A 23,100-nucleotide genomic window follows, 5' to 3' on the forward strand; every position below is an offset into this window, starting at 1 on the left:
TCACACATGTAACGTAAGGTGACAATTTACTAATGGCAACAACGTGTTGGCGAGCTGAATCGTTCCGGGGGGATGCTATGTCATGGAAAACCAAGGGTATGTCAGGATATGGCGTCAGCGGTGGCGATGTTTGAATAGGCGCAAAAAGGTTTATTTAATGTAAAATTTTTGTTTTGTTGAGGTGAATTAAAATCTATTTCCGAGCGTTTTACTCGGGTAAAAAAATAGCTTTGGCGAAAATATTAAATTTTTAACGAAATAAATTCGTTTTTCTGATGCTTTTTTGTTGGCCGAATTTTATCGGCCAACAAAAAAATCACGCTAATTGCGTTCGGCGCAACGCCAGGTAGTCCAACAGGCTGCCCATGATAATCCCCACCAGGCTCAGCATGGCACCGGTTTGCAGGAGCTGCACGGCGAGGTCGGGCCAGTTGGTCCAATTCAGCGCGTTGGCGATCAGCAACAGCAGCCATACGCCTAGCAGCGAGCAGCCGATGCCCAACAGACGCAATGCCCAGCGGTAGGCGGCACGAAACTCAGTGCGTGGCATGAAGTTGTCGGTACGTTGCGTGTACTCCAATGTCTGGCGGCAGATTAACAGCAGCAACAGGCCTGGAACCGCAGCCGCGATGGAGAACAGATAAAACAGTGGCCAGCCATGGGCGGTCACGAACCAACCGGCAATCGGCCCGACGTAAACACGGCCAACGGCGGAGAGCGCCGAGAGCAGGGCAAACTGGGTGGCGGAAAAGGATTTGTTGCACAGGGTCATCAGCAGGGCGACAAAGGCTGCCGTGCCCATACCGCCACACAGGTTTTCCAGGAAAATGGCGCTGCCCATCGTCAGGATGTTTTTAGCGGTGATCGCCAACAGCCAGTAACCGATGTTGGACACTGCCTGCAAAATGCCGAACAGCATCAGCGCCCGGAACAGGCTGAGACGCTGCATCAAGACGCCGCCGAACAGGGCCCCGATGATGGTGGCAAACAGACCGAGCGTTTTGTTCACCAGGCCGACCTCGCCAGCATCGAAGCCGACGCCGCGGATCAGAAAGGTGGTACTCAAACTCCCGGCAAAGGCGTCACCCATCTTATACATCACGATCAGCAACAGGATCAGCCAGGCATTGTTACGGGCGAAGAAGTCACGCAGCGGAGCGACTACTGCCATCTCGAGGGTGCGCGGTGCAGGAATGCTGTCGTCCGGTTCTGGTGCCATCAGCGTAGCGGCTACGCCAATTAGCATCAGCCCGGCCATTAACCAGTAAGTCGCCTGCCAGCCGAAATAGCGATCGGCCAGCCACAGGGCCAGCCCGCCGGAAACCAGCATCGCCAGGCGATAACCCAGTACCGAGACTGCGGCCCCGGCACCGCGTTCTTCGGCCGCCAGCAGATCGGTTTTGTAGGCGTCAAAAACAATATCCTGTGAGGCAGAACAGAATGCCACCACCACCGCCAGCGTGGCCAGCCACCACAGGTGCTGTGACGGATTCATAAACCCCATCGCCACGATGGCCACTACCAGCAGCAACTGGCTGATCAACAGCCAGCCACGCCGCCGCCCAAGGAACGGGGGAGTGTAGCGATCCATAAACGGAGACCAGAGGAACTTGAACACGTAGGCCTGACCTACCAGTGAGAAGATACCAATGGTTTTCAGATCTAGGCCTTCGACGGTCATCCAGGCTTGCAGCGTGCCGGAGGTCAATGCCAGCGGCAGCCCCGAGGCAAAGCCCAACACCAACAGGATGACGGAGTTACGCTGGGTAAAAATATTCAGATACTGTTTCGACATGAGATCCTGGTCTGCGTTGCCCGGAAGTACAGGCAACGCATTGCCTGATTAACGTGCGTTTTGCTTGATAAAGTCGTTGACGCTGGTGTCTTGAGCCATATCGGCGATGACGTCACCCAGCACGGTGTTGACCGCATCGGTGATTTTTTCATTGCTGGCGGTGAAGGCACCCTGCACGTTATAGGTAGAACGGTAGTTCTTCACCTGCTTGTTGCCGTTTTTGGCCTGCGCGATGATTGAAATATCCGCTTTGGTGGTGATGTTGTAGCGCAGGTTGCCTTGGGAAACGTCGGCAAACAGCGTATTCACCACGATCTGCAAATCAACCGCACCTGATGGCCCAATCATATAGCCACGCGCGCCCATTTGCTTTTCCAGCACTTCTTGTAGCAGGAAGCGCAGATCGCGCGATGGGGTCAGGGTGATCAGTTGGCCGTCACGGTTCACTTTGGCCAGCGCCTGGTCTGGGCGTTGATCGGCACCGTTAATGCTGATGGTGATCCCTTGCAGGGTTGGGTCCTGCTGTGGCAACACGATCTTCGGGGTTACGTTCAGGGTATTGGTGCTGGTAGCACAGCCAGCCAACAGCAGTGCAGCCAGCAGCGGAAGACAAAGTTTTTTTAACATTATGACTGTCTCATCAATCGTGGTTTTATACCCGGTGCTGTTCAAGCCCGCGGGCAGGGTTGTGGGTGCTTGATAATCAAAGCGCTAGAGTCAACGATAAATTGCCGCCATCATAGCATTGCCAACAACGGGGGGAAGTGTTGAAGGTGGCCGTGACGTAAATTTTTCCTCAACCAGAATAAAAACAGGCTTTTTTGCGAGGCTCAATCGGATAAACCTCAACTGAGCCGCTTTTGTTGATGCTTTTTACAGCAAAGAGCGGTGGGATTTACGATAGCCATGTTCTGCAGGGGGCAAAACCGACTAATATTAAAGTAGAACCTGGTAGCCTGCCGGTGTTGTAAGGAGATCCTATGATCCGCGAGCAAATAGAAGCAAAGTTAAGGGCGGCGTTTGAACCCGCGTATCTGGAAGTGACTGATGAGAGCTATCGGCATAATGTTCCCGCTGGATCCGAAAGTCATTTCAAAGTGGTGTTGGTGAGCGACCGCTTTGTCGGCGAACGGTTCCTGACCCGCCATCGCTCCATTTATGGCGTGTTGGCGGAGGAACTGGAAAACGGCGTACACGCGCTGGCATTGCATACCTATACCTTGAAAGAGTGGGAAGGGCTGCAGGATACCGTTCCGGCTTCACCACCTTGTCGTGGGGCGGGCACACTGGCTTAATACCTAAAATTTACGGTATCAGTGGAACTTTTACCCGTATTTAAGGTATTACTACTGACGAATTTTGCAACGGCCTGCGGGCCGTTGCTGTTTTTGACGACGACAAAGCCGAAGGCGTTTGCAGCTCTGATGGCCATGGCATCAAGGTGTTTGGGCGAAAAATCGGCAAAAGTGTGATTTTTAACGCGCCAGTGCTGCCTTGCCATCCTCGACTAGCTACGCTTGCGCCGCTATAATGTCGCGTCTATTTTTTCCGGAATGGTTTCGGAACGCTCTCGACATCAGGGAACTCGGTTTTTAATGTAGCCGTCCTGGTTCTTGGAACGGAGTTGACCGAGCACTGTGATTTTTTTGAGGTAACAAGATGCAAGTTTCAGTAGAAACCACTCAAGGCCTTGGGCGCCGTCTCTCTATTACTGTACCCGCTGATGTTATCAATCAGGCAGTAAAGAAAGAGCTGATCAACGCAGCTAAAAGCGTACGTATCGACGGTTTCCGTAAAGGCAAAGTGCCAATGAACATCGTCGAACAGCGTTATGGCGCCTCCGTCCGTCAGGACGTGCTGGGCGATCTGATGCAGCGCAACTTTGTTGACGCGATCATCAAAGAGAAAATCAACCCGGCCGGTGCACCAAACTACGTACCGGGCGAGTATAAAGAAGGCGAAGATTTCGCTTTCACCGTGGAATTCGAAGTTTATCCAGAAGTTGAGCTGAAAGGCCTGGAAAGCATCGAGGTTGAAAAACCTGTAGTTGAAGTTAACGACGCCGATGTTGATACCATGCTGGAAACTCTGCGTAAGCAGCAGGCGACCTGGAAAGACACCGACGGCGCAGCCACTGCTGAAGACCGCGTGACCGTTGACTTCACCGGCTCTATCGACGGTGAAGAGTTTGAAGGCGGTAAAGCCGCCGATTTCGTTCTGGCTATGGGCCAGGGCCGCATGATCCCAGGCTTCGAAGAAGGTCTGGTGGGTCATAAAGCCGGTGAAGAGTTCACCATCGACGTCAACTTCCCAGAAGATTACCACGCAGAAAACCTGAAAGGGAAAGCGGCCAAGTTCGCTATCGTGCTGAAGAAAGTTGAACAGCGCGAGCTGCCAGAACTGACTGAAGAGTTCATCAAGCGTTTCGGCGTGGCTGATGGTTCTCTCGCCGGTCTGCGTACCGAAGTGCGTAAAAACATGGAGCGCGAACTGAAAGGCGCCGTGCGTAACCGCATCAAGACTCAGGCTATCGACGGTCTGGTCAACGCTAACGAAATCGACGTGCCAGCGGCACTGATCGACGGCGAAGTCGACGTTCTGCGTCGTCAGGCTGCACAGCGTTTTGGTGGCAACGAGAAGCAAGCGTTGGAACTGCCACGCGAACTGTTCGAAGAGCAAGCCAAACGTCGCGTTGTGGTCGGCCTGCTGTTGGGCGAAGTGATCAGCACCAACGATCTGAAAGCCGATGAAGAGCGCGTTAAGACCCTGATCGAAGAAATGGCTTCCGCCTACGAAGATCCGAGCGAAGTTGTTGAGTTCTATAGCAAAAATAAAGAACTGATGAACAACATGCGTAACGTTGCTCTGGAAGAACAAGCGGTAGAAGCCCTGCTGGCTAAAGCGAAAGTGACCGAAAAAGCCACTACCTTCAGCGAGCTGATGAACCAGACTCAACAAGCTTAATGCTGGTTGATGCCAGGAACGGCCTGATGGCAGGTCCATTGCCGTAGCAGGGAGTTCCTTACAAGGCCCGTAACTTTGGTTACGGGCTTTTCTTTTGCCACGTGACTGATTAATCTCGGCTTAACTGTGGCAATATGCACTATATTTATTGGGACGAGGATGAGTGGCGGTAGCGGAAGGCCAGTGGTTGTGACCTTGCCTGCCACACAGGGATGTTGGTGAAATTGTTCACCGGGCTTGAAATTCGCTCTGTGACCCCCCAATTCCTACAACAGTATGGGCCGCTTTATCCGCCTGGCGGAATGATAGCGCCGTCAAATCAGTGTGGAGCCTGTCGATGGCTTGAACGTAGTCATGATGGCCGTTCTCAAGTAGAATCGACAGACAATGGCGCCAAGGCAATTTCTATTAGGAGACGGTAATGTCATACAGTGGCGAACGAGACCAATTTGCACCTAACATGGCACTGGTGCCGATGGTGGTAGAGCAGACTTCGCGCGGGGAGCGTTCTTACGATATTTATTCCCGCCTGCTGAAAGAGCGCATTATCTTCCTGACCGGCCAGGTTGAAGATCATATGGCTAATCTGATCGTGGCGCAGATGTTGTTCCTCGAGGCAGAAAGCCCAGAAAAAGATATTTTCCTGTATATCAACTCACCGGGCGGCGTGATCACGGCGGGTATGTCAATCTATGACACCATGCAGTTTATCAAACCGGACGTCAGCACCATCTGTATGGGGCAGGCGTGTTCCATGGGGTCGTTCTTGCTGACGGCAGGCACCAAGGGCAAGCGTTTCTGCCTGCCAAACTCCAGAGTGATGATCCACCAGCCGCTGGGCGGCTACCAGGGCCAGGCAACGGATATTGAAATCCATGCGCGTGAGATCCTGAAGGTGAAGGCTCGGATGAATGAGCTGATGGCACAACATACCGGCCAATCGCTGGAGCAGATCGAACGTGATACCGAACGTGACCGCTTCATGACGGCGGAAGAATCGGTAGAATACGGTCTGGTCGACAGCATTCTGACGCACCGCAGCTAAAACTATACCCAAAGGGCCGCAAGCTGTAGAGCGTACCTGCCGCCTGAAGGGTTATGGGTAGCGCGCGGCTTGCGGGCCGATAGGCTATAGTATTCAGAGCGAGCCTGGCTCGCTTTAAACAGCGTTATCGGCGTTCCCGGTATAAAGTTTGGGCGCATTGTCGCCGCGTAATGGTGCGGGACAAAGACAAAAGAAGAGGTTTGACTCATGACAGATAAGCGCAAAGACGGTTCAGGAAAGTTGCTGTACTGCTCTTTCTGCGGCAAAAGCCAGCATGAAGTGCGTAAGCTGATTGCCGGTCCGTCAGTGTATATCTGCGATGAATGTGTTGATCTGTGTAACGACATTATTCGCGAAGAGATTAAAGAAGTTGCGCCGCATCGCGAGCGTAATTCATTGCCGACACCGCACGAAATTCGTCACCACCTGGACGATTATGTTATCGGCCAGGAACAGGCGAAAAAAGTGCTGGCGGTGGCGGTCTATAACCACTACAAACGCCTGCGTAACGGCGATACCAGCAATGGCATCGAACTGGGTAAAAGCAATATTTTGTTGATCGGCCCAACCGGTAGCGGCAAAACCTTGCTGGCAGAAACGCTGGCACGTTTCCTGGATGTGCCTTTCACCATGGCCGATGCCACGACGTTGACCGAAGCCGGTTACGTGGGTGAGGACGTGGAAAACATCATCCAGAAACTGTTGCAGAAATGCGACTATGACGTGCAGAAAGCCCAACGCGGCATCGTCTATATCGATGAAATTGACAAGATTTCACGTAAGTCAGACAACCCGTCCATCACCCGTGACGTTTCGGGCGAAGGCGTGCAGCAGGCGCTGCTGAAGCTGATCGAAGGCACGATTGCGGCGGTTCCACCACAGGGTGGGCGTAAACATCCGCAGCAGGAATTCCTGCAGGTGGACACCTCCAAGATCCTGTTTATCTGTGGCGGTGCGTTTGCCGGCCTGGATAAGGTGATTGGCCAGCGTGTTAACACCGGTTCCGGTATCGGTTTTGGTGCCACGGTGAAGGGTGAATCTGAAAAAGCCACCGAAGGCGAACTGCTGTTGCAGGCAGAGCCGGAAGACTTGATCAAATTTGGCCTGATCCCGGAATTCATCGGTCGTCTGCCGGTGGTTGCCACCCTCAGCGAACTGAGCGAAGAGGCACTGATCCAGATCCTGAAAGAGCCGAAAAACGCCTTGACCAAGCAATATCAGGCGTTGTTCAATCTGGAAGGGGTCGATCTGGAATTCCGTGAGGAAGCGCTGAACGCCATCGCCAAGAAGGCCATGACGCGTAAAACGGGTGCCCGTGGTCTGCGTTCGATTGTCGAAGGCGCGCTGCTGGACACCATGTACGATCTGCCGTCGCTTGAAAGCGTAGATAAAGTGGTGATCGACGAATCGGTGATCGCTGGCCAATCCAAGCCGTTATTGATTTACGGCAAACCGGAAGCGCAGGCTTCTGGCGAATAATTAGCCAGTCAAACCAGAAAGTTAATCGTAAAAGGGGGATTTTATCCCCCTTTTCTTTTTCTCTACATTGTTACCGTTGAATGTCAGAGATTCATCCCCATATACTCATAATCCAGATTTTGTGAAACGTTTGATGCTGGCGTCTCATGAGATCCCCCTAATCCTGGCGGAAATTAAACTAAGAGAGAGCTCTATGAACCCTGAGCGTTCCGAACGCATTGAAATCCCCGTGTTGCCATTGCGCGACGTGGTGGTTTATCCGCACATGGTGATCCCGTTGTTTGTTGGCCGGGAAAAATCGATTCGGTGCCTCGAAGCCGCAATGGATCACGATAAAAAGATCATGCTGGTGGCGCAGAAAGAGGCCTCGACGGATGAACCTGGCATTAACGATCTGTTCTCGGTCGGTACCGTTGCATCGATTTTACAGATGCTGAAACTGCCGGACGGCACGGTCAAGGTGCTGGTCGAAGGTTTACAGCGTGCGCGTATTACCACGCTTTCCGACAGCGGCGAACACTTCGCTGCCCAGGCTGAATATCTTGAATCACCGGCTATCGACGAGCGTGAGCAGGAAGTCCTGGTGCGCACGGCGATCAATCAGTTTGAAGGCTACATCAAGCTGAACAAAAAAATTCCACCGGAGGTGCTGACGTCATTGAACAGCATCGACGACGCTGCACGCCTGGCGGATACCATCGCTGCGCATATGCCGCTGAAGCTCAGCGACAAGCAGTCGGTGCTGGAAATGTTCGATATCACCGAGCGTCTTGAGTACCTGATGGCGATGATGGAGTCGGAAATTGACCTGCTACAGGTTGAGAAGCGCATCCGTAACCGCGTCAAGAAACAGATGGAAAAGAGCCAGCGCGAGTACTATCTGAATGAGCAGATGAAGGCGATTCAGAAAGAACTGGGCGAGATGGACGACACGCCGGATGAACACGAGGCGTTGAAGCGCAAGATCGAAGCGGCCAAAATGCCGAAAGAAGCGCGTGAGAAAACCGAAGCGGAACTGCAAAAGCTGAAAATGATGTCGCCGATGTCTGCGGAAGCGACCGTCGTGCGTGGCTATATCGACTGGATGATCCAGGTGCCGTGGAATGCGCGCAGCAAGGTGAAAAAAGACCTGCTCAAGGCGCAGGAAGTGCTCGATACCGATCACTACGGCCTGGAACGCGTCAAAGACCGCATCCTTGAGTATCTTGCAGTGCAGAGCCGCGTCAGCAAAATCAAGGGTCCGATCCTGTGTCTGGTAGGGCCTCCTGGCGTGGGTAAAACCTCGCTGGGGCAGTCGATCGCTCGCGCGACCGGCCGCCAATATGTCCGTATGGCGCTGGGCGGCGTACGTGACGAAGCAGAGATTCGCGGTCACCGCCGGACTTACATCGGCTCCATGCCGGGTAAACTGATCCAGAAAATGGCCAAGGTTGGGGTGAAAAACCCGCTGTTCCTGCTCGATGAGATCGACAAGATGTCATCCGACATGCGTGGCGATCCGGCTTCAGCCCTGCTGGAAGTGCTGGATCCGGAACAGAACGTGGCGTTTAACGATCACTATCTGGAAGTGGATTACGATCTGTCCGACGTGATGTTCGTGGCGACCTCGAACTCGATGAACATCCCGGCACCGCTGCTGGACCGTATGGAAGTGATCCGTCTTTCTGGCTACACCGAAGACGAAAAGCTGAACATCGCCAAACAGCACCTGTTGCCGAAGCAGCTTGAACGCAACGCGTTGAAGAAAGGCGAATTGACGGTAGATGACAGTGCCATTATCGGCATCATCCGCTATTACACCCGTGAAGCCGGGGTGCGTAGCCTGGAGCGTGAAATTTCCAAGCTGTGCCGTAAAGCGGTCAAGTCGCTGCTGATGGACAAGAAGCTCAAACACATCGAGATCAACGGCGAGAACCTCAAGGACTATCTGGGCGTTCAGCGTGTTGATTACGGCCGTGCAGACACCGAAAACCGCGTAGGCCAGGTAACCGGGCTGGCGTGGACGGAAGTGGGCGGCGATCTGCTGACCATCGAAACTGCCTGCGTACCGGGCAAAGGCAAGCTGACCTACACCGGTTCTTTGGGGGAAGTGATGCAGGAGTCGATCCAGGCCGCGTTGACCGTGGTACGTGCACGTGCAGAGAAGTTGGGCATCAACGCCGATTTCTATGAAAAACGTGATATCCACGTCCACGTGCCGGAAGGGGCGACGCCGAAAGACGGCCCAAGCGCCGGTATTGCCATGTGTACCGCGCTGGTTTCCTGCCTGACAGGCAACCCGGTGCGCGCCGATGTGGCGATGACCGGCGAGATCACCTTGCGTGGTCATGTGTTGCCGATTGGCGGCCTGAAAGAGAAGCTGCTGGCGGCACACCGTGGCGGTATCAAAACCGTGCTGATCCCTTACGAGAACAAGCGCGATTTGGAAGAGATCCCGGACAACGTCATTGCCGATCTGGAGATCCATCCGGTACAGCGGATCGATGAAGTTTTGAACATCGCACTGGTCAATCCGGCCTTCGGCGCACAGCCGGTAGCGGTAAAATAGTGACGTATAGCAAAAACCATTGATAAAACTCATGCTGGCAAGCCAATTCGGACTTGCCAGTATTTTTTTGTGCCGCTAAGTTAGATCCCTGTCGGCTCGCGTTTCGCTGCCGTTTGGTGGCTTGCCAAGGCACGACGGGATTGATATAACAGCAGCGCTGTCGTAACCGTAGGGATTTTTTCGGTGCGACGTTTTGAATTCTAGAGGGGATGATAGAGTGAATAAGTCACAACTGATCGACAAAATTGCCGCGGGTGCTGATATTTCTAAAGCGGCAGCAGGGCGTGCTTTGGACGCCATTATTGCTTCCGTTACCGATTCCTTGAAAGAAGGGGATGACGTGGCTCTGGTTGGTTTCGGTTCTTTCACCGTGCGTGAGCGTTCAGCTCGTACCGGCCGTAACCCGCAAACGGGTAAAGAGATCAAAATCGCGGCAGCCAAAGTTCCGGCTTTCCGTGCAGGGAAAGCCCTGAAAGACGCAGTAAACTGATTACGGCGTTTAATCGCATCGCGTCGCCGGTAAACAATCACCTGACGCAGCGGTATTGGTAAGGTAAGATATAAGGCGCATCAGGTTGATGCGCTTTTTTTATTTTTGTCGCAGGGAACGCGCCTGCACAAGGGTTGTTAATCCACATCACAGCGGAGTGTTGTCACACTATGATGGACAATTTACGCGCGGCTGCTAACCACGTCGTGCTAAAAATCATCCTGGGGCTGATTATCTTGTCATTTCTTTTGACTGGAGTAGTCAGCTATCAGGGAAGTGCCGGCGATTACGCTGCGAAAGTAAATGGCCAGGTGATCGAACGCGCCCAGCTGGAACAGGCTTTCCAGAGTGAACGTAGCCGTATGCAGCAGGAACTGGGTGACCGTTTCTCTGCTATGGCTGGCAACGAAGGCTACATGCAGCAGATGCGCCAGCAGGTGCTGTCTCAACTGATCGACAAGTCGCTGCTGGACCAGTACGCGAAGACGCTGGGCCTGAGCGCCAGTGACGATCAGGTGAAAGAGGCCATCCGTCAAGAAAGCTATTTCCAGACGGACGGCAAGTTCGACAACGCCAAATATCTCGACCTGATTACCCGTTCGGGCTTTAGCGCCGATCAATATGCGCAATATACACGCCAGCGGTTAATCAACCAGCAGATGATCCAGGGCTTTGGCGGTTCCGATATCGTCCCACCAAGCGAAGCACAGTCTATGGTTGCCCTGGTTCTGCAAGAGCGCGATGTGCGTCTGGCGACGATCGATCTCAATGCCATGATGGCCAAGCAAACCGTCACCGACGAAGAGCTGAAGGCCTTCTTCGAGCAGAATAAAAACAGCTTCATCGCGCCAGAGAAGGTGAAAGTGAGCTTTATCCCGCTGGATGCCGCGGCATTGCAGGATACTGTGACCGTTACCGAAGCGGATATCAGCGCCTATTACGATGGGCACCAGAGCAGCTTTGGCCAGCCGGAACGCAAAAAATTCAGCGTGATCCAGCTTAAAACCGAAGCGGATGCCAAAGCGGTATTGGAAGAGCTGAAAAACGGTGGCGATTTCGCTGCGTTGGCGAAAGAGAAATCTACCGACATCATCTCGCGCCGTACCGGTGGCGAAATGGACTGGATGGAACCAGATACCACGGCAGACGAACTGAAACAGGCAAACCTGACCGAGAAAGGCCAACTGTCTGGCGTAGTGAAGTCTTCAGTGGGTTACCTGATCGTGCGCCTGGACGATATCAAGCCAGCGCTGGTGAAGCCATTGAGCGAAGTGCATGATGCTATCGCCAAGCAGCTCAAGCAGGAAAAAGCGGTAGATGCCTACTATGCGCTGCAGCAGAAAGTCAGCGAGGCGGCGACCAGCGATAACGAGTCCCTGGCCTCAGCGGAAGAAGCTGCGGGTATCAAGGCGGCTAACACCGAATGGTTTACCCGTGACTCGGTACCTGCTGCGTTGAACTTCAAGCCGGTTGTGCAGGCCATCTTCGATGGTTCGCTGATTGGCGAGAACGGCGCACCAGGCAGCAACTCTGACGTCATCACCGTTGACGGTGACCGTGCATTCGTGGTTCGCGTTGTGGCCCATCAGCCGGAAGGGATTGAACCTTTCGACAAGGTGAAAGATCGCGTAACCGCGATGGTCAAACACAACAAGGCACTGCAAGAAGCCAAGCTGCAGGGTGAAAAACTGCTGGTTGAGCTGAAGCAGGGCAAAGGCGATGAGGTGATGAAAGCCGCTGGTCTGAGCTTCGGCAGCGTACAGAAAATGGCACGCGCCCCGGAAGACAGCCAACTTGTGGAAGCCGTTTTCGCACTGCCGCACCCGGAAGCCGGTAAAGTGGTTTACGGCATGTCACAGGATGCTCAAGGGAACGTGGTGTTGATCGCTCTGGATAGCGTTAAGCCAGGCACTCTGCCAGCAGACGAAATGAAAACCTTCGTCAGCAACATGGAGAAAGGAAGCGCTAGCGTGACCTTCGATGCCCTGCTGACTAACCTGCGCAAAGAAGCCAAGATCAAAATGGGTGCCGCTGAGCAGCAACAGCCGTAATCTCCGCTCTCTGGTTTTGTAGGGGGCGCAGCATGCTGCGCCCGTATTCCTCCCTGCAGTGGACGGGAATAAGCACCGCATTTCTTTGCAACAGCTTGCAATATTCAAAGGCCGCTTTCGCGGCCTTTTCCACATTTAAACTCTGCCATTTGCCGATCTTCCGCCGCTGCGGCAAGGTATCCAAGCTGTCAAACACAAGGAGGATACAGCATGCAACTTAGCGAAAATAAAGCCATTATCCGTTTTACCGTTATCCGCCAGCTACTCTTGGCGGCGGCGCTGTTTGGCCTGATAGGGAGCTCGGCCATTGCCGCAGAGAAACCCTCTCAGGGGCAACCACAGGCCGCGGTGGTGTCGCCTAAGGTCAGCCCTGAAGCGCCAGGCGAAGGTGAAGCCAAGGTCAGTATTAACCAGGCAGATGCAGAGGCGCTAGCCACCGTGTTGAACGGCGTAGGGCTGAAAAAGGCAGAGGCCATAGTGCGCTACCGCGAACAGAACGGGCCGTTTAGCGAAATAGACCAGCTACAGGAGGTGCCGGGGATCGGCCCCTCCCTGGTGGAAAGAAATCGTGATCGGCTGAAAATGTGATCCCGCTCGCGGCTGCGTGGCAAAGTGCCCTCGCAGCCGCGCTGCTCTGCTACATTTTACAGGTCATACCAGTCGTCCATCGCAAACTCTTTGCCAAGCCCTGCGGTACAAGCATGCTGCCAGCAAGGAGGGATAATACTGAACGGGTATGCCGGTATTAATTCGCTATCACCAGAGCAGGAGCGGTTGTTTCACTATGCAGACTTATATCAAAGTTCGTGGCTATCATCTTGATGTCTATCAACACGTTAATAATGCCCGGTATCTGGAATTCCTGGAGGAGGCGCGCTGGGAATGGCTGGAGGATCTGGATGCTTTCCACTGGATGACGCAAAACAACATCGCGTTTATCGTGGTGAACATCAATATCAATTATCGTAAGCCTGCCGTATTGGGGGATAAGCTACGCATCGATAGCCAGATGCTGCAACTCAATGGCAAGAGCGGCGTGCTGAGCCAGCAGGTATTGCTGGAGCCGGAGGGGACCGTGGTCGCCGACGCGACGCTGACCTTTGTCTGTATCGATTTGAAAACCCAGCGGGCACTGCCGATTGAAGGCGCACTGCGTGAACACCTGGTGGCACTACAACAAAAGGATCAGCAGTCCTGATTGACTGGGCGACGCTATCGCCGCCCATAAACGAGTTCAAACCAAGCCGGTTTTCCGCTTCAGGCTGGCCATCACGCCGACCTTGTCCTGTTGATACTGCTGCAATCCGTTGGCGCGCAGGTGGCAGGCCGCACATTCACCACAACCGTCGCCTTGAACGCCGTTATAACAGGTGAGCGTCTCATGGCGAACACGTTCCAATTGTTGATAATAGTCCGCCAGCGCCCAGGTCTCAGCCTTGTTGAGCCACATCAGTGGAGTTTCAAAGCGAATATCACGGGCGATCCCCAGCACGATGGCCTGATTCAGAGCCTTAACAAACTCGTCGCGGCAATCCGGATAGCCCGAGAAATCCGTCTCGCACACGCCGGTGATCACGGCTTCGGCTTCCACCTGGTAGGCATAAATCGCCGCCAGGGTGAGGAACAGGATGTTGCGCCCAGGCACAAAGGTGCTTGGCAAGGCATCGGTCTGCGAGCTGTCGTAGGTGGGGACCGGAATGTTATCGCGAGTCAGGCTGCTGATGGCCAGCTCATTGAGCAACCCAACGTCCAAAACCTTGTGCGCCTTGGCTCCCAGGGTTTGGCATAGGGCCTGGGCCACCTCGATTTCGGCGCGGTGACGCTGGCCGTAATCGAACGTGATGCAGTGAACTTCATCATACTGTTGCAATGCCTGGATCAAGCAGGTCGTGGAGTCTTGTCCACCGCTAAAAACGACGACTGCGCGTTTCATAAATCTACCTTCTGGCTAGGGCCATTCCCGATGCACATTCGGGCGGCCGGTTTATGCCCTTTACTCCCAGGCTAAAGCGTTACTGGCCTGAACCTGGCGCTATTGGGCTTCATAACACACATGCGGGATGCTATCAGAAATGCTCGCCACAGCGTAGGGCAACCTAATCATCCAGCGGTGGTGGCAGCCAAGCCTGGCAAAAATCAAACCAGCCGTAGGCGGTGAGCATCACGCCCTGTATGCGGGGAGGGGCACTGACCTGATACTGATAATTGAATAGGGGCGTGAGGATCGCCGCCCCCATCAACTGTTGATAATACGCTTTTAGCTGGCTGTAGCGTTGCAGTGGTGCTGGGCATTGCTGGATCTGTTGCAGGGTTCGCTGTTGGTATTGCCAATCCTCTTCTCGCAAAATCCCTTGCCACAGCAAATCGCGACGTAGCCAGCTTTCTAACGTCGCTTCCGGAGCTTCACCAATCAGGTTATCGGCCAGCAACAGATCGGCTTGGGCTACCTGCTCGGTACTTTGCCAACGTTTGCCGGAATAATAGCGGACCTCTAATTGGCAGCCATGCTCCGCCAGCAATTGTTGCAAAGCCTGAGTCACGCTCTCTAGTTCGATCGGTGGATGGTACAGCAGCGTCAACCGAGGGGGCAGCTCAACATCCTGTCTGACATCATGCTCAGGGATCGCCCAGCCCGGCAGCATTTCATGGCTTGGCATGATCACGCCTTGCTGGATGGGCAAACTGGCCAGCAGCCCTGAGCGCTGGATCAGCATCAGCAGCTTTTGCCCTTGTGCCTCACTCAGTACGCCACGGCGCTGGTTAATTGCCAGGTAGCACCACCCTTGGCTCATACTGCGTTGTACCGGCCGCGCCTGTGCCAGTTCTTCCTGCTGGCCGATCGTGATGCGTACCGGGTGCTGGCAACTGGTGTCGGTACTGCGGGTTGGCAGCTCTGGCGTGATCCAGTATTCGATGCTTTCAAGATAAGGATGTTGCAGATGGTAGTAAGGATGCTGTTCCAGCCGTACCATATGCGGCTCGTTTAGTGCCAGCTTAAACGGGCCTGCGCCGAGGCTCGGTAACTCTGGATGTGTCATCAGGCAGGGCAGTTCCGCCAGCCGGTGCGCCAGCCAATAATCGGGCATTTGCAGATCGAACTGGACGCATAGCGCATGCGGCAGGCTGATTGCCGCCACGCTGCTCAATAATGGCTGACTGCGCGGATGGTGTTGCAGGGCGTTGAGGGTTTGCAATAGTTGTTGGCCCGTCAAGGCCTCGCCGTTATGCCATCGCAGCTGGCTGCGCAGAAAGAACTGCCAACGCAGGCCGTCTTCGCTAATCTGCCAATGATGGGCCAGATCGGGCTGTGGCTCGGGGCAACCGGTATTGAAGCGCGTCAAACCGGCATAAACGGTCGCCACCAGATGCTGTTCCGCACGGCCGCTTAGCGTCAACGGATCGAGCTTTTCCAATGTGCGGTAATAAGGGATACGCAGCGTAGGGCTGCCCTCCTGCCATTGGCCGCCGAGGTGGGGGCTTAGCAACTCTTGCAGATGCTGTGGCGCCAGCTGCGCCATTTCCAAGGCCCCCTGATGATCGCCCAGTTGCAGTAAACGTTGGAGATGCGCAGTCCGCAGTTCATCGGGGGTTTTCAGGCACTGCAACTGCGCGCGTTTCCCCCTGCCGGCCTGTGATTGCCAACTTAGCCAGCCTTGTTGCTGCAACTGCTGCACCAGAGTGCGTGCATGCCGCTCGCTACAATAGAAGATCGCAGCTAATTCACCGATCGTGATCGCCACCGGCGCGCTGCCTAGCTGGTGGTACAAACGTTGATACTGACCGAGGCGATGAACCAGGCGCATAGCGTTATCCTAAGGGGACAAGTGATGAAAGATAAATCAGGAAGCGTTTAGGCAAATTGTTCACTATTACTTCCGCAAATACCACCCCATACTGCGTTGATTGCCATTGTGCTCACATTTACGAGGTTCCTATGTATCGCCTGGCCGCTTTCGATATGGACGGCACCCTGCTGACCCCCGATCACCGTGTCGGGCCGGAAACGCTGAGCGCGTTAAAGCAGCTTATCGACAGGGGAATGGTGGTGACCTTTGCCACCGGGCGGCATTACCTCGATGCCCAGCCGATCATGGCGCAACTGGGTTTACAAGGTTACCTGATCACCGGTAACGGTACTCGCGTCTATGATCAGCAAGGGTAGCAACTGCATGCTACCGACTTACCGGCTGAGATTGCCGAAGAGGTGTTGCATACCCACTGGCGCACCTCTGCCAGCATGCACGTGTTTCGTGATGAGGGATGGTTGACCGAAACCGCGGTGCCGGAAATGCTGGCTGCACATCATCTCAGTGGCTTTCATTTCCAACTCACCGATTTGCGTCGTCTGTCCGCGTTTGGCAACAGCAAAGTCTGTTTCTGTGCCCCTCATGAAGAACTGGTCAAACTGCAGGCACAGTTGAGTGAACATTTCGGCACCCGTGCCGATCTGTGCTTCTCGGCCTATGATTGCCTCGAGGTGCTGCCAAAGGGTTGCAATAAGGGTGCAGCATTGGACAAGCTGAGCCGCCATCTGGGGCTGACGTTGGCTGATTGCATGGCCTTTGGCGATGCGATGAATGATAAGGAAATGCTGGCGGGAGTCGGGCACGGCGTGGTGATGGGCAATGCCCTGCCACAGTTGAAATCGTTACTGCCCCAACTACAGGTTATCGGCCACTGCGAACAGCAGGCGGTGGCTCACTATTTACAACATTGGCTGCGTTCACCACACCTCACCTATTCCCCCGAATTCTGAGGTATTAGCATTACAGCCGGCCGGGTATGACTACCCGGCTTTTTTTATCCCCTGAACTTCGCATTAATAACTTAATAACTTAATAACTTATTTTTCTAACAAGTTAGCCAGTTGGGTACTGTAATGCGTCAGATCGCCGATATGGTTGCTGACCCAGTCGCTGTTGTAATAGGTATCCAGATAGCGTTCACCGCTGTCGCATAGCAGGGTGACGATGGCACCTTGCTCGCCTTTATCCCGCATCTGCCTGGCCAGTTGCAGTGCTCCCCAGACGTTGGTCCCGGTTGAAGCACCAACCTTGCGACCAAGAATATTTTCCAGCCAATAAATGGTGGCGATACTGGCGGCATCTGGCACGCGCAGCATGTTATCGATCACCGAAGGGATAAACGACGGTTCGGCGCGTGGGCGGCCAATCCCTTCGATGCGGCTGCCACAGCTGCCGATGAGGGTGCGATCGCCATGATGGAAGCAGTCGTAGAACACCGAGTTTTCCGGATCGACCACGGTCAGTTGCGTATCATGCCCTTGATAGCGAATGTAGCGCCCAAGCGTTGCCGAAGTGCCGCCAGTACCTGCACTCATCACGATGTGTTTCGGAACCGGGTGCGGTTCGCGCTCCATCTGGCGGAAAATGCTGTTGGCGATATTGTTGTTACCACGCCAGTCGGTGGCGCGTTCGGCAAAGGTGAACTGATCCATATAATGGCCGTTTAGCTCTTTGGCCAACTCCTCTGACACCGCATAAATCTGGGCAGCATGATCGACAAAATGGCTGCGGCCACCGTAAAAGGCGATTTGCTCGACCTTACGTTTAGCCGTGCAGGAAGGCATTACCGCGATAAACGGCAGGCCGAGCAGGCGAGCAAAATAGGCTTCAGATACCGCCGTGCTGCCCGATGAGGCTTCAATAATCGGCGTGTTCTGGTTGATCCAACCGTTACAGAGCCCATAAAGAAACAGCGAACGCGCCAGGCGGTGTTTCAGACTGCCGGTGGGATGGGTGCTTTCATCTTTCAGGTAAAGATAGATGCCGGGAAATTCCGGCAGGTTCAAGCGGATCAAGTGCGTATCGGCGGAGCGTTGGAAATCCGCTTCTATTTCACCAATAGCATATTTTACCCAAGCGTTTGTCATGATCTGGCCTCAAAATAGGGTCTTAATTTATGCAGTAGCATAGCGGTTCAGCGAGAAAAAAGGATTGCCATTTTTCCTGTTTAATCGCCTAATGGGAGAAATATTTTCTATGAAATCACCTTATGTTGGATAAAACAGACCGTAAACTGTTGTGCATGCTGCAACAGGACTGTACGCAATCGCTGCAAGTGCTGGCCGAAGCGGTGAATCTGACCTCAACGCCTTGCTGGAAACGGCTAAAAAGGCTGGAAGATGAAGGTTACATTCGCGCGCGTGTCGCGCTGCTGGATAATGAAAAGCTCGGGCTTGGCCTGACGGCGTTTGTGCTGATAAAAACCCAGCAGCACAGCAGCGAGTGGTATCAGAAATTTGTCGATCTCACCGCCCAGATGCCGGAAGTGTTGGCGTTTTACCGTATGGCGGGGGAGTATGATTACCTGATGCAGGTCGAGGTAGCGGACATGAAAAGCTATGACAATTTCTATAAACGCCTGGTGACCGGCGTGCCGGGGCTGATTGATGTCACTTCCAGCTTCGCGATGGAAAAAATCAAATACACCACGGCGCTACCCGTGCCAGAGTGAAATCGTCACTCTACTGTTGAATGTTAAGGTTGCAGGGCTGCAGCCGGGAATTTGTCGGATACTGTCTGGAATAAAACTGCGTGAGACTCTTTGCTCAAATCGGCTGGTATTTCCGCCGCGAGTGGCGCCGCTACCTCGGGGCCGTGGTGCTACTGATTGCCATTGCCATCCTGCAACTGCTGCCGCCTAAGCTGGTTGGCATCATTGTTGATGGTGTCACCAAGGATCAGATGTCCAACAAGGTACTGATGGCCTGGCTTGGGTTGATGATTGGTACCGCCATTGTGGTTTATCTGCTGCGCTACGTGTGGCGAGTGCTGCTGTTTGGGGCTTCCTACCAGTTGGCCGTTGAACTGCGGGAAAACTTCTATCGCCAACTCAGCCGCCAGAACCCGGCCTTCTATCTGCGCCACCGTACCGGCGATCTGATGGCCAGAGCGACCAATGACGTTGACCGCGTAGTGTTTGCGGCCGGTGAAGGCGTGCTGACGCTGGTGGACTCTTTGGTGATGGGGCTGGCGGTGCTGATTGTGATGAGCACCCAGATCAGTTGGCAATTGACCCTGCTTTCGCTGATCCCGATGCCGATCATGGCGATCGTCATCAAATACTATGGCGATCAACTGCACCAGCGTTTCAAGTCGGCGCAGGCCGCGTTCTCCAGCCTTAACGATCAGGCACAGGAGAGCATGACCAGCATCCGTATGATCAAGGCTTTTGGCCTGGAGGATCATCAGTCCAACCAGTTTGCCGAAGTGGCAGCGCAAACCGGCGCGAAGAATATGCACGTGGCGCGAATTGATGCGCGCTTTGATCCGACGATTTACATCGCTATCGGTGCGGCTAACCTGCTGGCGATCGGCGGCGGTAGCTGGATGGTGGTTAACGGTTCCCTCACGCTGGGGCAGCTGACCAGCTTTGTCATGTACCTCGGCCTGATGATTTGGCCGATGCTGGCGCTGGCCTGGATGTTCAACATCGTCGAGCGCGGCAGTGCCGCCTATAGCCGTATCCGCAGCCTGCTGGAAGAGGCACCGGCCGTGAAGGATGGTGAACTCGATCTGCCCGCCGGGCGCGGCAACCTGAGTGTGGAAATCAACGCTTTCCATTATCCGCAAACCAACAAACCCGCGCTGCATGACGTGGCGTTACAGCTGCAGCCTGGGCAAATGTTGGGATTGTGTGGGCCTACCGGTTCGGGTAAATCGACGTTGCTTTCGTTGATCCAGCGTCAGTTTGATATTGATGACGGCCATATCAGCTATCACGGCTTGCCACTCACCCAGATCAAGCTCGACGAGTGGCGTTCACGCCTGTCGGTCGTTAGCCAGACGCCGTTCCTGTTCTCCGATAGCGTGGCCAATAATATCGCCTTGGGCAACCCGGCGGCCACTCAGGAACAGATTGAACAGGCCGCGCGCCTGGCCAGCGTGCATGAAGATATTCTGCGTTTGCCTCAGGGTTACGAGACCGAGGTGGGTGAGCGCGGCGTGATGCTTTCTGGCGGCCAAAAACAGCGTATCTCCATCGCGCGGGCGCTACTGCTGGAGGCGGAAATTCTAATCCTCGACGATGCCCTCTCGGCGGTGGATGGGCGCACCGAACACCAGATCCTGCATAACCTGCGCAGTTGGGGGCAAAACCGCACGGTGATCATCAGCGCGCACCGCCTTTCGGCCCTGACGGAAGCCAGCGAAATCCTGGTGATGCAACACGGCTCGGTGGTACAGCGCGGGCAGCATGGGAAATTGGCTAGTGAGCCTGGCTGGTATCGCGACATGCATCGTTATCAGCAATTGGAAGCGGCGTTGGATGAGGCTCCTGATAGCTCCGAGGAGGTTTTGGCCGATGAGTAAGATACAAACTATGTGGCCAACGCTGAAACGTTTGCTGGCTTATGGCTCGCCTTATCGTAAACCCCTGGGATTGGCGGTATTGATGTTGTGGGTAGCGGCGGCGGCGGAAGTCGCCGGGCCAATTCTGATCGGCTACTTCATTGATAACTACGTTGCCAAAGGACAGCTGCCGCTGATGATCGTCAGCTCCCTGGCGGTGGCTTATATCCTGCTGGAACTGCTTGCTGCGGCGTTGCACTATTTCCAGGCCATCCTGTTTAATCGGGTGGCGGTCGGGGTGGTACAACGGTTACGCACCGATGTGATGGATGCAGCCCTGCGCCAACCGCTGAGCGCCTTTGATACCCAGCCTGTTGGGCAATTGATCTCGCGGGTGACCAACGATACCGAAGTGATCAAAGATCTGTATGTGATGGTGGTGTCCACGGTACTGAAAAGTGCGGCGCTGATCGGGGCGATGCTGGTGGCGATGTTCAGCCTGGACTGGCGCATGGCGCTGGTGGCGATCTGCATTTTCCCGGCGGTGATGGTGGTGATGGGGATCTATCAATATTACAGCACGCCGATCGTGAGGCGGATGCGTAGCTACCTGGCGGATATCAACGATGGCTTCAACGAAGTGATCAGCGGCATGGGGGTGATCCAGCAGTTCCGTCAGCAGATCCGTTTTGGCGAGCGCATGAGTGCGGCCAGCCGCTCGCATTACACCGCCCGGATGCAGACGCTGCGCCTGGATGGTTTTCTGTTACGGCCACTGCTTAGCCTGTTCTCTGCCTTGGTGCTATGTGGCCTGTTGATGCTGTTTGGCTTCAGCGGTGAAGGCGCGATTGGCGTGGGGGTGCTGTATGCCTTCATCAACTATCTTGGCCGTTTGAACGAACCGTTGATTGAGCTGACCGCCCAGCAATCGATTTTGCAGCAGGCCGTGGTGGCCGGTGAGCGTATTTTCGAGCTGATGGATCGCAGCCAGCAGAGCTATGGCAGTGACGATCGCCCGTTGGCGAGCGGCCGTATTGATATCAGCGACCTGAGTTTTGCCTACCGCAGCGACAAAAAAGTGCTGCAACATATCTCGTTGCAGGTGCCGTCACGGGGTTTTGTTGCCCTGGTGGGCCATACCGGCAGCGGAAAGAGCACCCTGGCTAACCTGTTGATGGGCTATTACCCGCTGAGCGAAGGGGAAATTCGTCTGGATGGCCGCCCGTTGTCCAGCCTTTCACATCGTACCCTGCGCCAAGGCATTGCCATGGTGCAGCAAGATCCGGTGGTAATGGCGGAATCGGTGCTGGCAAACGTCACGCTTGGTCGCTCTATCGGTGAAGAGGCGGTCTGGCAGGCGCTGGAAACGGTGCAACTGGGTGAACTGGTGCGTAACTTCCCTCAGGGGATCCATACGCGCCTGGGAGAGCAGGGGAATAACCTGTCCGTAGGACAGAAGCAGTTGTTGGCCTTGGCGCGTGTGTTGGTCCAGGCACCGCAGATCCTGATCCTGGATGAAGCGACCGCCAATATAGATTCCGGCACCGAGCAGGCGATCCAACGCGCCCTACGGCTGATCCGCGAGCAGACGACGCTGGTGGTGATCGCCCACCGCCTTTCAACCATTGTGGATGCCGACTCTATTCTGGTACTGCATCGCGGTCATGCCGTGGAGCAGGGGAACCATCAGCAGTTGTTGGCACAGCGGGGTCGCTACTACCAAATGTATCAGCTACAACTGGTGGGTGAAGAGTTGGCAGCCACGACGCGCGACGAAACTCAGCCCGCATAATCTTAAGCAAGGGCTCCGCTCCAGGAGCCCGCACCACCAACAGGCAATAGCGCTTTTCAACTCCCTCCTACTGCACTTTCCCAACGCGTAATGCACCAAAAAAGTGCGCAATCTTCCGGCTGCGATCTCTGCTTTCGTCCAGTGCTGGCCTCTGGTTGTGGGTATTTCTATATAATCAATTGAATTTAAATAAAAAATAATTTGTGGCACAGCCTTTGCTTTATGTGACTCGTACCGGGGGTAAGTTTTTGGGCTTAATCGTGGAGAGGCAATATGAAGCTGGTTACCGTGGTGATCAAACCATTCAAGTTAGAGGACGTGCGTGAAGCTTTATCCTCTGTAGGTATTCAGGGGCTGACCGTAACCGAAGTCAAAGGCTTTGGCCGCCAGAAGGGTCATGCCGAGCTCTATCGCGGAGCAGAGTACAGCGTCAATTTCTTACCTAAGGTCAAAATTGATATCGCTATTGCCGATGACCAACTGGATGAAGTGGTTGATGTGATTAGCAAGGCGGCCTACACCGGCAAGATCGGTGACGGCAAAATTTTCGTTGCCGAATTGCAACGTGTGATTCGAATTCGTACCGGCGAAACCGACGAAGCGGCTCTGTGATCGCAGGCTCAG

18 protein-coding genes and 1 pseudogene are annotated in these 23,100 nt (G+C 54.5%); 14 read left to right on the forward strand and 5 right to left on the reverse strand.

Annotated features, from left to right (window positions below; genetic code table 11):
- Positions 1–316: 316 nt before the first annotated feature.
- Both ampG and KGP17_RS06185 read right to left on the reverse strand, forming a co-directional pair.
- Positions 317–1,795, reverse strand: a complete 1,479-nt coding sequence (gene ampG / locus KGP17_RS06180) for a muropeptide MFS transporter AmpG (protein WP_115158615.1) — start codon at positions 1,793–1,795, stop codon at positions 317–319.
- A gap of 48 nt (positions 1,796–1,843) precedes the next feature.
- Entirely contained in the window at positions 1,844–2,422 is a 579-nt protein-coding gene (locus KGP17_RS06185) for a lipoprotein (protein ID WP_021180171.1), read from the reverse strand.
- A 353-nt stretch (positions 2,423–2,775) separates the two neighbouring features.
- Between KGP17_RS06185 and bolA the strand changes: the two genes are divergently transcribed.
- From bolA to KGP17_RS06230, 9 genes are all read left to right on the forward strand, one after another.
- Positions 2,776–3,090 carry a transcriptional regulator BolA gene (bolA, locus tag KGP17_RS06190; protein WP_021805484.1) on the forward strand — a complete coding sequence of 105 codons (315 nt, stop codon included), beginning with the start codon at positions 2,776–2,778 and terminating at the stop codon, positions 3,088–3,090.
- Between the two features lie 364 nt (positions 3,091–3,454).
- Positions 3,455–4,759 (forward strand): trigger factor, encoded by a 1,305-nt coding sequence (gene tig / locus KGP17_RS06195; protein ID WP_021805483.1) that lies wholly within the window; start codon positions 3,455–3,457, stop codon positions 4,757–4,759.
- 421 nt (positions 4,760–5,180) lie between these two features.
- Entirely contained in the window at positions 5,181–5,804 is a 624-nt protein-coding gene (gene clpP / locus KGP17_RS06200; RefSeq protein WP_021180167.1) for an ATP-dependent Clp endopeptidase proteolytic subunit ClpP, read from the forward strand.
- Positions 5,805–6,011: 207 nt separating this feature from the next.
- On the forward strand, positions 6,012–7,283 hold the full coding sequence (gene clpX, locus KGP17_RS06205; protein ID WP_021180166.1) for an ATP-dependent protease ATP-binding subunit ClpX: 1,272 nt from the start codon (positions 6,012–6,014) through the stop codon (positions 7,281–7,283).
- Positions 7,284–7,476: 193 nt separating this feature from the next.
- Positions 7,477–9,831, forward strand: coding sequence for an endopeptidase La (lon, locus tag KGP17_RS06210; RefSeq protein WP_021805482.1), 2,355 nt, complete (start codon positions 7,477–7,479; stop codon positions 9,829–9,831).
- 217 nt (positions 9,832–10,048) lie between these two features.
- On the forward strand, positions 10,049–10,321 hold the full coding sequence (gene hupB, locus KGP17_RS06215) for a nucleoid-associated protein HU-beta (protein WP_004954599.1): 273 nt from the start codon (positions 10,049–10,051) through the stop codon (positions 10,319–10,321).
- 170 nt (positions 10,322–10,491) lie between these two features.
- A complete protein-coding gene (ppiD, locus tag KGP17_RS06220; RefSeq protein ID WP_223499041.1) occupies positions 10,492–12,372 on the forward strand; it encodes a peptidylprolyl isomerase in 1,881 nt (626 codons plus the stop codon).
- Between the two features lie 210 nt (positions 12,373–12,582).
- On the forward strand, positions 12,583–12,960 hold the full coding sequence (locus tag KGP17_RS06225; protein ID WP_071683011.1) for a ComEA family DNA-binding protein: 378 nt from the start codon (positions 12,583–12,585) through the stop codon (positions 12,958–12,960).
- A gap of 196 nt (positions 12,961–13,156) precedes the next feature.
- Complete coding sequence (locus tag KGP17_RS06230) at positions 13,157–13,570, forward strand: thioesterase family protein (protein WP_223499042.1); 414 nt, start codon at positions 13,157–13,159, stop codon at positions 13,568–13,570.
- Between the two features lie 36 nt (positions 13,571–13,606).
- On the opposite strand, the gene queC is transcribed toward KGP17_RS06230, so the two are convergent.
- Positions 13,607–14,305: a 7-cyano-7-deazaguanine synthase QueC gene (gene queC, locus KGP17_RS06235; protein ID WP_021805478.1), complete on the reverse strand. Its 699-nt coding sequence runs from the start codon at positions 14,303–14,305 to the stop codon at positions 13,607–13,609.
- 163 nt (positions 14,306–14,468) lie between these two features.
- The gene (locus KGP17_RS06240; RefSeq protein ID WP_115158620.1) at positions 14,469–16,175 is read right to left on the reverse strand and encodes an SgrR family transcriptional regulator; all 1,707 of its coding nucleotides are present in this window, start codon (positions 16,173–16,175) and stop codon (positions 14,469–14,471) included.
- A 131-nt stretch (positions 16,176–16,306) separates the two neighbouring features.
- Between KGP17_RS06240 and cof the strand changes: the two are divergent.
- Positions 16,307–17,128, forward strand: a pseudogene (gene cof / locus KGP17_RS06245) (HMP-PP phosphatase).
- A gap of 87 nt (positions 17,129–17,215) precedes the next feature.
- On the opposite strand, the gene KGP17_RS06250 reads toward cof, so the two are convergent.
- Entirely contained in the window at positions 17,216–18,265 is a 1,050-nt protein-coding gene (locus KGP17_RS06250) for a PLP-dependent cysteine synthase family protein (RefSeq protein ID WP_223499043.1), read from the reverse strand.
- A gap of 122 nt (positions 18,266–18,387) precedes the next feature.
- Between KGP17_RS06250 and KGP17_RS06255 the strand changes: the two genes are divergently transcribed.
- From KGP17_RS06255 to glnK, 4 genes are all read left to right on the forward strand, one after another.
- On the forward strand, positions 18,388–18,849 hold the full coding sequence (locus KGP17_RS06255; RefSeq protein ID WP_021180156.1) for an Lrp/AsnC family transcriptional regulator: 462 nt from the start codon (positions 18,388–18,390) through the stop codon (positions 18,847–18,849).
- Positions 18,850–18,929: 80 nt separating this feature from the next.
- Entirely contained in the window at positions 18,930–20,705 is a 1,776-nt protein-coding gene (locus KGP17_RS06260) for a SmdA family multidrug ABC transporter permease/ATP-binding protein (protein ID WP_059200020.1), read from the forward strand.
- On the forward strand, positions 20,698–22,476 hold the full coding sequence (locus KGP17_RS06265; protein WP_218519775.1) for a SmdB family multidrug efflux ABC transporter permease/ATP-binding protein: 1,779 nt from the start codon (positions 20,698–20,700) through the stop codon (positions 22,474–22,476). The genes KGP17_RS06260 and KGP17_RS06265 overlap by 8 nt, the downstream gene beginning before the upstream one ends.
- A 273-nt stretch (positions 22,477–22,749) precedes the next feature.
- Positions 22,750–23,088, forward strand: coding sequence for a P-II family nitrogen regulator (gene glnK / locus KGP17_RS06270; RefSeq protein WP_004949337.1), 339 nt, complete (start codon positions 22,750–22,752; stop codon positions 23,086–23,088).
- Positions 23,089–23,100: the final 12 nt, after the last annotated feature.

Origin of the sequence: Serratia sp. JSRIV001 (assembly GCF_019968745.1) — a bacterium.
GTDB lineage: Bacteria > Pseudomonadota > Gammaproteobacteria > Enterobacterales > Enterobacteriaceae > Chania > Chania fonticola_B.